The 11,569-nt window shown below is 69.8% G+C and carries 14 protein-coding genes; 6 read left to right on the plus strand and 8 right to left on the minus strand.

Going from position 1 to position 11,569, the window contains the following annotated elements:
- Positions 1-57: 57 nt before the first annotated feature.
- Both ACFQRF_RS01625 and ACFQRF_RS01630 read left to right on the plus strand, forming a co-directional pair.
- Entirely contained in the window at positions 58-579 is a 522-nt protein-coding gene (locus ACFQRF_RS01625; protein WP_379868191.1) for a type III secretion system chaperone family protein, read from the plus strand.
- A gap of 83 nt (positions 580-662) precedes the next feature.
- Positions 663-1,409, plus strand: coding sequence for a phosphoglyceromutase (locus ACFQRF_RS01630; RefSeq protein ID WP_379868192.1), 747 nt, complete (start codon positions 663-665; stop codon positions 1,407-1,409).
- Between the two features lie 144 nt (positions 1,410-1,553).
- Here the strand turns inward: ACFQRF_RS01630 and ACFQRF_RS01635 are convergent, their stop codons facing one another.
- The 5 genes from ACFQRF_RS01635 to ACFQRF_RS01655 all read right to left on the minus strand — a co-directional run bounded on the left by ACFQRF_RS01635 (position 1,554) and on the right by ACFQRF_RS01655 (position 5,180).
- Positions 1,554-1,868: a VOC family protein gene (locus ACFQRF_RS01635; protein WP_379868193.1), complete on the minus strand. Its 315-nt coding sequence runs from the start codon at positions 1,866-1,868 to the stop codon at positions 1,554-1,556.
- A 124-nt stretch (positions 1,869-1,992) separates the two neighbouring features.
- The gene (locus ACFQRF_RS01640; RefSeq protein WP_379868194.1) at positions 1,993-2,640 is read right to left on the minus strand and encodes a hypothetical protein; all 648 of its coding nucleotides are present in this window, start codon (positions 2,638-2,640) and stop codon (positions 1,993-1,995) included.
- Between the two features lie 79 nt (positions 2,641-2,719).
- On the minus strand, positions 2,720-3,556 hold the full coding sequence (locus ACFQRF_RS01645) for a hypothetical protein (protein ID WP_379868195.1): 837 nt from the start codon (positions 3,554-3,556) through the stop codon (positions 2,720-2,722).
- Positions 3,557-3,671: 115 nt separating this feature from the next.
- A complete protein-coding gene (locus tag ACFQRF_RS01650; RefSeq protein ID WP_379868196.1) occupies positions 3,672-4,241 on the minus strand; it encodes a hypothetical protein in 570 nt (189 codons plus the stop codon).
- A gap of 255 nt (positions 4,242-4,496) precedes the next feature.
- Entirely contained in the window at positions 4,497-5,180 is a 684-nt protein-coding gene (locus ACFQRF_RS01655) for a hypothetical protein (RefSeq protein WP_379868198.1), read from the minus strand.
- Between the two features lie 90 nt (positions 5,181-5,270).
- Between ACFQRF_RS01655 and ACFQRF_RS01660 the strand changes: the two genes are divergently transcribed.
- Positions 5,271-6,002, plus strand: a complete 732-nt coding sequence (locus tag ACFQRF_RS01660) for a type IV secretory system conjugative DNA transfer family protein (protein ID WP_379868199.1) — start codon at positions 5,271-5,273, stop codon at positions 6,000-6,002.
- Positions 6,003-6,098: 96 nt separating this feature from the next.
- Here ACFQRF_RS01660 and ACFQRF_RS01665 read toward each other — a convergent pair whose 3' ends face one another.
- The gene (locus tag ACFQRF_RS01665; protein ID WP_379868200.1) at positions 6,099-6,785 is read right to left on the minus strand and encodes a winged helix-turn-helix domain-containing protein; all 687 of its coding nucleotides are present in this window, start codon (positions 6,783-6,785) and stop codon (positions 6,099-6,101) included.
- Complete coding sequence (locus tag ACFQRF_RS01670) at positions 6,782-7,960, minus strand: sensor histidine kinase (protein WP_379868202.1); 1,179 nt, start codon at positions 7,958-7,960, stop codon at positions 6,782-6,784. The genes ACFQRF_RS01665 and ACFQRF_RS01670 overlap by 4 nt, the downstream gene beginning before the upstream one ends.
- Before the next feature lie 123 nt (positions 7,961-8,083).
- Between ACFQRF_RS01670 and phoU the strand changes: the two genes are divergently transcribed.
- The 3 genes from phoU to ispF all read left to right on the plus strand — a co-directional run bounded on the left by phoU (position 8,084) and on the right by ispF (position 10,126).
- On the plus strand, positions 8,084-8,746 hold the full coding sequence (gene phoU, locus ACFQRF_RS01675) for a phosphate signaling complex protein PhoU (RefSeq protein WP_379868996.1): 663 nt from the start codon (positions 8,084-8,086) through the stop codon (positions 8,744-8,746).
- A 396-nt stretch (positions 8,747-9,142) separates the two neighbouring features.
- Entirely contained in the window at positions 9,143-9,625 is a 483-nt protein-coding gene (locus tag ACFQRF_RS01680) for a CarD family transcriptional regulator (RefSeq protein ID WP_114396914.1), read from the plus strand.
- A gap of 24 nt (positions 9,626-9,649) precedes the next feature.
- Positions 9,650-10,126 (plus strand): 2-C-methyl-D-erythritol 2,4-cyclodiphosphate synthase, encoded by a 477-nt coding sequence (gene ispF, locus ACFQRF_RS01685; protein WP_379868997.1) that lies wholly within the window; start codon positions 9,650-9,652, stop codon positions 10,124-10,126.
- A gap of 73 nt (positions 10,127-10,199) precedes the next feature.
- Here ispF and ACFQRF_RS01690 read toward each other — a convergent pair whose 3' ends face one another.
- Positions 10,200-11,414, minus strand: coding sequence for a DUF2637 domain-containing protein (locus ACFQRF_RS01690; protein ID WP_379868203.1), 1,215 nt, complete (start codon positions 11,412-11,414; stop codon positions 10,200-10,202).
- Positions 11,415-11,569: the final 155 nt, after the last annotated feature.

Consider the following 11,569-nt stretch of genomic DNA (forward strand, 5'->3'; position numbering starts at 1 on the left):
CCACCCGCCAAGGCCCCCACTCCGCCCCGGCCGCGCCGACCCTGGGAGACCGCCACCATGCCCGCCACCTCGGAGCAGCAGGCGAACGCGATCGCCGCGATCCGGACCGCACTGCGCGAGGCGGACCTCGAACACGAGCAGCCGCACCCCGAGGCGTTCCTCGTCACCCTGCCGGGCCGGCGCAAGCTGCGCACCCTCGTCCTGCTGCACGTCGGCCCGCACAGCCTGCTGGTGAAGACCTTCTTCTGCCGCCGCCCGGACGAGAACCACGCCGGGTTCTACCAGTGGCTGCTGCGCAAGAACACCGACATGTACGGCGTCGCCTTCACCACCGACGACGTCGGCGACGTCTACCTGACCGGCCGCACCGCCCTGGCGGGCGTCACCCCCGACGAGGTGGACCGGCTGCTCGGCTGCGTCCTCAGCTACTCCGACGACAACTTCAACGGCGCGCTGGAGCGCGGATTCGCCTCGGCCATCCGCCGCGAGTGGGAGTGGCGGACCGAGCGCGGCGAGAGCGTCCGCAACCTGGAAGCGTTCCGCCACCTGATCGGCCACCCGGCGGGCGACGCGGACTGAGCCCGCACCGCCCCGCGATTGGCGTAGACCAGTCGCGGGGACCGCCGCCGACCGCCCGGTCATGAGTCGCTAGGCTGGGCCCCATGGGGACTCTGGTTCTGCTGCGACACGGCGAAAGCGTCTGGAACGCCGAAGGACTGTTCACCGGCTGGGTGGACGTCGACCTCTCCGAGAAGGGCGAACAGGAGGCACGCCGCGGCGGTGAACTCCTGCTCGGCGCCGACCTGCGGCCCGACATCGTCCACACCTCCGTCCTGAAGCGCGCGATCCGCACCGCGAACATCGCGCTGGAGACCGCCGACCTGCACTGGCTGCCGGTCGAACGCTCCTGGCGCCTCAACGAACGCCACTACGGCGCCCTCCAGGGCAAGAACAAGGCCCAGACCCGCGCCGAGTTCGGCGACGAGCAGTTCATGGTCTGGCGCCGCTCCTACGACACCCCGCCGCCCCCGCTGCCCGACGACGACGAGTACTCCCAGGCCGACGACCGCCGCTACGCCGGCCTGCCCCCCGAACTCCTCCCCCGCACCGAGTGCCTGGCCGACGTCGTCGACCGCCTGCTGCCCTACTGGTACGACGCCATCGTCCCGGACCTGGCCGCCGGCCGGACGGTCCTGGTCGCCGCCCACGGCAACTCCCTGCGCGCCCTGGTCAAGCACCTGGACGGCATCGACGACGAGACCATCGCGGGCCTCAACATCCCGACCGGCATCCCGCTGGTGTACGACCTCAACGACGACTTCACCCCCCGCAAGACCGGCGGCGAGTACCTCGACCCGGAGGCGGCGAAGGAGGCCATCGAGGCCGTGAAGAACCAGGGGAAGAAGTAGCGGGCGTTCGTTCGCCGCACGATTCCCGAACACGGCCGGGTCCGGGGCTCGCCGAGCCCCGGACCCGGCCGTGTTGCCGTCGAGTGATCCGGCGGGCTGGGGATGCGCGTCGAGGACGAAAAGCCAGGGTCCGTCAGGCCGTCATCAGGCCGCGTGGACCTCGACCGCTCGGCCATCCGGATCGGTCAACACGTGCCGACCGGGTTTCAGCGGCGGCTGAACGGCCACGCCATCAACGGCGAACCCGAGCCTGAGCGCGCTGCTCGGCCGTCGCTCGGTGGCCGGATAGATCTCGAAGACCGTACCGTCGGAAAGCACCGCCGCGTGGTGCAGCGGGCCGTGCCGATGCTGCTCCACCACGAACTCAAGTCCCAGCCCGCGGTAGAACGCCACGCATTCCACCATCCGTTCGGTGTAGATGACCAGGAGCGCGACGCGGGTGCTCATCGTGGCCGGCATGGTGGGCCTCCTCAGCGGGGAACGGCGTGCGCGGAACAGCACGATGTTCGACCTTCAGAGGCGAGATCGCGACACCATGGCCGGTACCGGACCGGACAGTCGGAGAGATGCCGGCTCCGGCGGCTCACTTCCATGCCAGAGACCGGGTGGCGCCGGGCGGACCGTACCGTCCGGTCGCCGGGTCGTACACGGTGTCGTCCCGGAAGCAGTAGTAGAGGCGGTTCCAGGCGTGCCAGGCCCGGGCCCGGGCTGGGCGCCGGATGAGGAGCCAGATCCGCTGCGCGACGGTGACCACCAGCGTGGCCCAGCCGACCACGAACGCGACACCGCTCAGCCAGTCCGCCATGTCGGACAGGTCCACCCCTCGGACGAATACCGCCATCCAGAGGGTCAGTAGAACGCCCGTTCCCATGGCGATGCATCCGCCGCGGCCACGCCGTCCGAGGAGCCAGGATCCGAGCATGGCTCCACAGAAGAGACCGGCGATGGCGCCCAGGAATCCGCCGGCATCGCCGAAGTTCAGGACGAAGAACCCGAGCACCGCGTAGAGCCAGGGGATCGGCACATGGTCCGGGAAGGACAACGCTGATGCCAAGTGGTTCCGCGAAAACCCGCTGAAGGAATGCCGCGCCCTCATCGGTATGAAATAGCGGCCGGTGAAGGCCCAGCCCGAGGTCCGGCCGTGCGTTTGTGTGGTGTGGCTGCCATGCGCGACGATTGCGGATACCTTCTGCACCTGGTCGCGGGCACGGCAGATCGGGCAGATTTCCATGAAAGCCTGTTATCCAGAGAGTAAATGTCAAGGGTCGGCGACCGACCCGGGCCGCTCACGGTCTCGATCCGCCGTGTGGTCAGGAGTGGCTGCTCGACCCCGGCCGGTGAGTGTTATCAGACTGATGACTGCGGAGATGGCCGGGTGACTCAGCGTCCGCGTGGGCGTCCTTCGGGGCCACCTCCTTGCCGGGGGGCGTGGTGCCGCTGGCAGCGAGGAAGCCGGGGCGCCGGATCGGACTGCTCGTCCGTGCCTTCGTCTCCCGCGCATCGGTGGACCGACTGGCAGCCCGCAGGTGGGCCGTGGCGGCAGCGTATTCCTGCAGGTCGTCGGCCCGGCTGATCCGTGCGTTGTGCTTCTGGAGTGCCTCGCGGTCGGCACCAGGGCGGTGAATGATCCAGTCGGAGTCCTGGAAATGGGAAGAGAGTTGCCGGCCGATGAGGGTCGCGTCGAACGGTCCGCTCGATTCGAAGACGCCCAGGGACAGCGGCCGTCCCAAGTCCCGCTCCCAGTCCTTCGCCCACTCGGCCAAGCCTGGAAAAGCGCTCATCACCGTCTGCTTGTCGAGATACCCGTGTCCCCCCATGAAGTCGCCCGAGTAGCGGTCGGAGTGGTGCTCCTTCCAGTGCGCGCGTGCGGACCGGACAAGGGCGGTGCTGTTGATGTCCAGGTCCACGTCGCTCGGCTCCCGCTCCAGACCGAGGCGCCACATCGCGTCGTACGGACGCCGCAGTGGTCGTTCCTGTCTGTCGCCGAACCACTCGCGTAGGCGCCGTGCCGCCTCCGGATTCCCCGTCAGCTCCTCTTCGCGCGGCAGCCTCTTGTGGAGTCCACCGAAGAACTTGGAGCCGGTCCCCTTGAGTCTGACGTCCACCTCGGACGGTTCCACACCGTCGTGCCGAATCGCCTCCACCATTTCCGTGCCGAACCGCCGGTAGAACCAACCGGTCTGGGGGACAGGGGATCGGTGATCACCGCGCTGGTCTGATCCTCGCATCGGAGAGCGGCGCGACCAGGCCGCGACGGACGGGTCAGGTCCGGGTGAGAAATTCCTCGGCTTGGCGCTGGAGGGAGGGGTGAGCTTGGGCCCAAGAGGGATAGCTCATCACCTCACGCAGCTTGACCGCCTTCACCTTTCGCGGGGCGTCCTTGCGCAGGCGAAGGTGTAGCCACAAGTCGTCCAGGTCGACAAGGTCTGGATACGGCCAGTACGCGTCCATTGGCGATTCGGCATCGTCGGGCTGCGGGGGCATGACGGAGACCTCGTCGCCGGTCGCAGCGGGTTCGACTTGGATGAGAGTCAGTTCGAGCCGGTCAATAACGTCGCGGAACATCCTCCGGTGATGCTCAACAATGTTCTTTGACGGCGGTTCCCCGTCAAAGAACAGCCCGAGCGCCCAGATGTCATCGCCGATACGGGCGACGTCCACGACGAGACGGGTGCCCGAGTCACCGGCGAACGAGCGGTGCGCGATGCTGCCAGCCGCGCCTGGTCCCTCAGCGCGGGGCGTGTCTTCGAGTTGGAGCGTGGTCAGCAGCAACCGAGTCTGGTCGGGTGTCAATTCTCCATGGGAGTGCGCCACGAGCGCGGGCCAGAGCATGCCGAATGTTCCCTTCTTAGGGCCGTGGGCGCGGATTGGTTACGCGCTTGACGTGGCTGCCGCAATTCAGAGCTGCGAACGCCCAGGCGAGCTAATTGATTTCTCAGGAGTCAGAATTTCGGGCGAGCGTCGACCGGCGCTACTGGTCAGCCATGTGTACCGGAATCGATTCCGCCCCCACTGTGCGACAGTCGTACGCGTGATGTCGATGCCCGTGGCCCGATAGGCGGTCTCCGCCGCCGTACCGGTGCGGGTTCATCCGCCCACCGGCCGAGCGTGGGAGCGGATAGCGGCGTCGGTGTCATACAGCTCCAGCTCGATCGGGGTGAGCTGCAACTGCACCGGCACGCCTACTCGTTGTCCGAGCTTCACGAGGTACTTGCCGCGGCCAGGGTGGATGGACGTACCATCGGCGCCGGCGGTCGCCGGTGAGGACCAGGCCGCTACCAGTCCGCGCTCGCCGTCGGTCAGCGGGCGCTGGCGGGAAACGAGTTGCAGCTCGGAGTGCGGCATCGCCGCCAGGATGAGGGTGTCGCAGCGTTCCATGAGCCCGGCCGCCTTGGCCCGGTCCTCCTCGGTAGGGAGCGCTTCCAAGTCACGCAGCGAGTGCGTCACCATCATGGACACCTCCCCCTTGCTGCGGTTGAGACGGGTGATGGCGTCCAAAGCGTCGACCATGCCGGGGCCGGCGCGCAACGCCCGCCACAGCTCGTCGAGCGGCAGGATCAACGGCCGAGATGCATGCCCGAACGCGCGCGCGGTGTCCACGGCGGCGTAGGAGTAGGCCCAGGTGGCCAGCAGACCGGCCGCCACCACCGAGTCCTCCGCCGACAGCAGCGAGCGAAGGTCCACTGCGACCGCGGGGGCGTCCAGGTCGAGAGGTGTGGTGGTCGGCCCGTCGAAGAGCCCGGCCAGCGGCCCGTCGCACAGGTTCTCCAATGCCGCTCCTGCTCGCCGGGCGGCAGCGTGTGCAGCCGTCGGCCGAGCGGCCCAGAGTCCAGGGGGTTGATCCGGTCCAGGCCGCGGCCGGTGTCCTGCCTGCTTGATCCGGAGGTCCTCGCCTGGGTGACTCCGGACCCGGACGCGCTGGAGTTCCGGCCGGCCGAGTTCGTGCGCTCCTCCGACACCCTCTACCTTTTGTCCAAGGACGGTGGTGGCGGAGCGGCGGGAGTCATCGCGGCCGTCACCGACGCATGCCTGCGAGCCGGCGTTGCCGTCGCCGAAGCCAGCCCGGGCGGTCGGCTGGACCCGCCGATGGAGGCGATCCTGGACGAGGCGTGCAACGTCTGCAAGATCGAGGACCTGCCGGACCTCTACTCCCACCTGGGGTCGCGCGGCATCCTGCCGGTGACGGTGATGCAGTCCTACGAGCAGGGCGTACGCGTCTGGGGCAAGACCGGAATGGACGCGCTGTGGTCCGCCGCCACCATCAAATTGCTGGGATCAGGGTTGGACGATTCCGCGTTCGCCGACCGGATCTCCCGGCTGGTCGGTTCGCACTACGTCACTGAGGCGTCGGTCTCCGATGGCGGAGGGGGCCGGAGCGTCAGCCGCTCCCGCCGCCGTGAGCTGATCCTGGACGTCTCCGACGTCCGCGAGATCCGCAAGGGCACGGCGCTGCTCTTCGCCACCTCGACCCGGCCGGCGCTGCTCCGGCTCAAGCCGTGGTATCGCACCGGCGACGCCAGCAGGATCGCCACCGAGCAGCAGGCCGAGGAGGCGGCCATCGCCGACCGCGCCGCCCGGCGGCTCACATTGTGAGCCGCGCGGCGTTCCCGTGCACGTACCGAAGGCATGCGGCGGCGGGGCGTGCAGGCATGATCGCCGGCCCGGCTCTGCACCGGCGGACCGTCCCTGTCACCCCGCCGGCTCGAACTTGTACCCCAGCCCCCGCACCGTCACGATGTAGCGCGGGTTGCCCGGGTCCTCCTCGATCTTGGCGCGGAGGCGTTTGACGTGGACGTCCAGGGTCTTGGTGTCGCCCACGTAGTCGGCGCCCCACACGCGGTCGATGAGTTGCATCCGGGTCAGGACCCGGCCGGCGTTGCGGAGGAGGACCTCCAGGAGTTCGAACTCCTTCAGCGGGAGCTGCACGTTGTCGCCGCGGACGGTGACCACGTGGCGTTCGACGTCCATGCGGACCGGGCCGGCTTCCAAGGTGGTGGGGAGGAGGGCCTCGTCCTCGCCGCGGCGGCGGAGGACGGCGCGGATGCGGGCCACGAGTTCGCGGGAGGAGAAGGGCTTGGTGACGTAGTCGTCGGCGCCGAGTTCCAGGCCGACGACCTTGTCGATCTCGCTGTCCTTGGCGGTCAGCATGATCACGGGGACGTTGGACTTCTGGCGCAGGGTGCGGCAGACCTCGGTTCCGGACAGGCCCGGGAGCATCAGGTCCAGCAGGACCAGGTCCGCGCCGGTTCGGTCGAACGTCTCCAATGCCACCGTGCCGGTGGGCGCGACCGCGACCTCGAAGCCTTCCTTGCGCAGCAGGTAGGACAGGGCGTCGCTGTAGGACTCCTCGTCCTCCACGACGAGTACACGCGTCACTGTGGTGCCTCCCGATGGGTGATGTCAGCGGAACGCTTCCGCTCCGGCCGCTCCGGTCGGGGCAGACGCAGTGTGAACGTCGAGCCCGAACCTTCCTTGCTCCACACCGTCACTTCGCCACGGTGGTGGGTCATGATGTGCTTGACGATCGCCAGGCCGAGCCCCGTGCCGCCGGTGGCTCGGCTGCGCGCGGCGTCGACGCGGTAGAACCTCTCGAAGATGCGCTCCAGGTCCTGCTGGGGTATCCCGATACCCTGATCCGCGATGCTGATGTCAACGGTCCGTTCCGTCGCCTCGACGGTGACCGAGACCCGCGTGCGCTCGGGGCTGTAGGACACGGCGTTGGCGACCAGGTTGCGCATCGCGGTGACCAGCATGCCCTCGTCGCCCAGCACGACCGTGCCGGCCGCCCCGTCGGAGACGAGTTCGATCTCCTTGGCGTCCGCGGCCATCTGCACCGCGTCGAGCGCCTCGTCGACGACCGAGCCCAGGTCGACCTCGTCGGGCTCGGCGAGCGGTTCGGCGCCCTGGATGCGGGACAGCGTGATGAGGTCCTGGATGACGCTGGTGAGCCGGGCGGCCTCCTGCTGCATGCGTCCGGTGAAGCGGCGCACGGCCTCGGGGTCGTCGCTGGCGTCGGCGACCGTCTCGGCGAGCAGCGACAGCGCGCCCACCGGGGTCTTCAGCTCGTGGCTGATGTTGGCGACGAAGTCGCGTCGCACCGCCTCGACCCGCCGACGTTCGGTCTGGTCCTCGGCGAGGACCAGGACCAGGCCGGTACCGCCGAGCGGCGCGACCCGCACCGCGAACGACGTGGAGTCGGGGCCGAACTTGCGGACGGCGACCTCGATCTCCGTTTCGCGGATGATGCCGTCCCGCCGGACCTGGCGGGCGAGTGCCAGCAGGTCGTAGATGACCAGCTCGTCGCCCCGCACGATCCCGAACGCGCGGGCGGCGGAGCTGGCCCGCAGTACGCGGTCGGCGGGGTCGAGCACCACGGCGGAGGAGGGCAGCGCGGCCAGAACCTCGGCGATTCCCGCGGGCAGGTCGGATTGCGGGGCAGGCGTGGGGGTACGACCACGGCCCGCCTCGCTGATCCTGAACGCCAGACCGGCCGCGACACCCGTCACGAGTCCGACGAGCCCGGCGAGGGCGGCGAGCAACTCCCCTTGCACAGTCCGATCGTAAGCGGGCCGAGACGCCCGTTACCCGGCTGACCATGTGTTAGAACCGGGGTTCGCGGAGAATTCACCATTGCGTACGAAATGCTTCAGTTATCACCTGGGACGATGACCACCATGCGCGACACCTACCACGAGGACCTCGACGCCCTCAGCGAACGCCTCATCGAGATGACGAGACTGGCTCGCCACGCGATCGCGCGCGCCACGACCGCCCTCCTGGACGCCGATCTCGGCGCCGCCCAGGAGGTGATCTCCGGGGACGAGGAACTCAACCGGATGAACGAGGAGATCGAGCAGAGCACGTTCGATCTCATGGCCCGCCAGCAGCCGGTGGCCAAGGACCTCCGGACCATCATCACCGCGCTGCACATGGCCGGCGACCTGGAGCGCATGGGCGACCACGCCGTCCACATCGCGAAGATCGCCCGGCGCCGGCACCCCGACTCCGCGATCCCGACGGAGCTGCGGTCCACCGTCCTGGAGATGGGGCACCAGGCCGAGCTGCTCGTCATCAAGGCGGGGGAGGTCATCGCCCAGCGCGACGCCGACACCGCGCTTGAGCTCGACAAGGACGACGACCGGATGGACCGGCTCCGCCGCAGGCTGCTGAGCCGCATCCTCGCACCGGGGTGGGAGCACGGGGTGGAGGCCACGATGGACGTCACCCTGGCCGGCCGGTTCTACGAGCGGTTCGGCGACCATGCCGTTCACCTGGGGGACAACATCGTCTACATGGTCACCGGCACCAAGCCGAAGGACTACGAGCCCGAGGCGTAGCCGGGCGGCCGCCGGCCCGGCCGGTGGCGCCTCCGGATGATCGGCGGCCGGCGTGGACCGACCGCCGTGGGGTGTGGCGAAGATCACGGTAAAGACTTCCGGTGAGCGCGGGAACGCGCCGGAAACCGCGACGTGGCGGGGCTGAGACGGACGTCTCGGCCCCGTTCGCGTGTCCACCCCCACCCCGTCGTCACTCTCCGTGTTGGCGGCCGGGTACAGTGGACAAGGTCCTGAAACCGCCGGAGGGAACGGATTGCGCGCCGGGTGACAAGCACCTCGACTGTGCTTTGTCAAGACCCGAAATGCGGTGTTGACCTGCGCGTTCGTAAACCGAATAGGTACGTTAAGTCACAGATTCGTGGTACCCTTGTCGTTAGCGGAAGGGGTACTTGTCACATGACTTTCAAGGTCGGCGACACCGTTGTCTACCCCCATCATGGGGCTGCTCGTATTGAGGCTATCGAGACTCGCACCATTAAAGGTGTGGATAAGACCTACCTGGTTCTGAAGGTCGACAAGGGCGATCTGACGGTACGTGTGCCCGCAGACAACGCCCAGGACGTCGGCGTCCGGGACGTGGTCGGCCAGGAGGGTCTGGACCGGGTCTTCGAGGTGCTGCGCGCGCCGCACACCGAGGAGCCCACGAACTGGTCACGGCGCTACAAGGCCAACCTGGAGAAGCTCGCCTCGGGCGACGTCAACAAGGTGGCGGAGGTCGTGCGCGACCTGTGGCGGCGCGACAAGGAACGCGGGCTTTCCGCCGGTGAAAAGCGAATGCTCGCGAAAGCCCGGCAGATTCTGGTGAGCGAACTCGCTCTCGCCGAAAAGACCAATGAGGACAAGGCCGAGGCTCTTCTCGACGAAGTTCTCACCAACTAAGAACAAATTCATTCGATGCGTGATATGCCGCGGGTGGGCGTCGGAACGGACGTCCACCCATTCGCTTCCGGGCGTCCGCTATTCCTCGCCGGGCTGGAATGGCCGGGGGAGGAGGGCGTCAGCGGACACTCTGACGGCGACGTCGCGGCGCATGCCGCGTGCGACGCCCTGCTGTCGGCCTGCGGGCTGGGTGATCTGGGGGCCCAGTTCGGCACGTCCGATCCCGCCTGGCACGGGGCGTCCGGGGCGGCGCTGCTCGCCGAGACGGCGGCCCGGGTGCGATCGGCGGGCTTCGAGATCGGCAACGTCGCCGTGCAGATCATCAGTAACCGGCCCAAGTTCGCCCCCCGGCGGGCCGAGGCGGAGAAGGTGCTCTCCGAGGCCGTGGGGGCGCCGGTGACGGTGTCGGCCACGACCACCGACGGGCTGGGGCTCACCGGTCGGGGAGAGGGCATCGCCGCGGTCGCCACGGCGCTGTGCGTGCCGGTGGCTCCGGTGTAGCGGCGAAAGAACGGAAGAACGGCGATCGGCGCCCACCCTCCGGAGGGTGGGCGCCGATCGCCGTTCAGGCCGGTCAGTCGTCCTGCGGGGGCAGCGGCTCGCTGCGGACCCGCCAGGACGGCGGTTCCGGCGGCACGGTCTTCCCGGAGGCCGGGTCCGCCCGGTTGTGGCGTGGCTTGCGGACCATGGGGCGCTTGCGGGGCAGGACGAAGGGGCGCTGCGGCTCCGTGGGCACGTCGGCGGGGCCGGTCTCGGCCGGGACGGTCTCCGCGGCGTCCTCCTCGGGACCGGCGGGCGCGTCGTTCCCGGTGGCCGCGCCGGTGGTGGAGCCAGGCGCCACGGACGCGTCCTCCGGCCCCGCCATCGCGGCCCGCTTGATCGGGTTGGCCGGCCCGGTGGGGACGCGCCGCGGAAGTTCCGGAGCGCGGTCCGAGTTCTCGGGGCCCGTCGTCGCGGGCTCGGCCGGTTCGCCGGCCGACGTGGACCCGGGCGCGATCGCGGCGTGGGCGGCCGGGGGCTCTGGCCCGGACGCGGCCGGCCGGAACAGCGGGCCGGTCACCCGCGAGGGGCCGTCGTCGTCCGGGCGCGGAGCCGGCGGCCCGGGGGCCGGGCGGTCCGGCTCCGGGGACGGCTCCCGGGAGGCGGCCGGAGCAGGCTCCTCCTGCTCGTCGTCCTTGGCCGGTACGGCGGCGGTCCGGCCGGACTCGACCGGGGCCGCGGACCGGTCGGAGACGCCGGTCGCGCCGTCGTCCTCGCCGTCGCCGGGCGGGGCGCCGTTCGCGGGCTCGGCCTTCTCCCGGCCACGCGACCGGGGCCGGGGCGCGCGCTCACCGCGCAGGTGCACGATGACCCACAGCCAGATGCGGAAGGCCACGAGCAGCGCCGCCCACGGCGCCAGCGCCACCACGACCACGGCCGCCGTCTCGACGAGCCGGTAGCCCAGGGCGTGCAGAGTGCTCGCCCCCGCGGAGAGCAGGATGAGGCCGAGGATCAGGACGTCCACCCAGATCCGCCGCCGGCGCGGCGCGTCGCGCAGCAGGTAGGTGGTCCAGAACGCCAGGAGCAGCAGCAGCGTGAAGACGCCGGGGTACAGGTGGGCGGCGCGCGGGTCGACGTTCCCCTGCAGCGCGGTCTGGTAGATGCCGTTGTAGGAGAGCAGGATCGCGCACGCCGCGATCACCAGCACGCCGAGGCCGGTCAGCGCGATGGCGACCGCCCGGGAGCCGGTCCGCGGCTTCCGGGGGGCGGGGCGCGCACCGGGTCGTGTCGGGGAGGTGTGAGGGGCCATCGTGCGCAGCAGGGTAGCCGAGCGAACCGTGCGAACACGAGGATGTGCCGAAAACCCGGATATCCCACCGCGGTCCACGCCTTCCGCCCGGGACCGGGTCCGGCCAGGTCAGCCGTGGTCCGTCACCCGGCCGTACGGACCCGGCCGGTGCGGTG

The organism is Marinactinospora rubrisoli (assembly GCF_042664915.1).
GTDB classification, from domain to species: domain Bacteria; phylum Actinomycetota; class Actinomycetes; order Streptosporangiales; family Streptosporangiaceae; genus Marinitenerispora; species Marinitenerispora rubrisoli.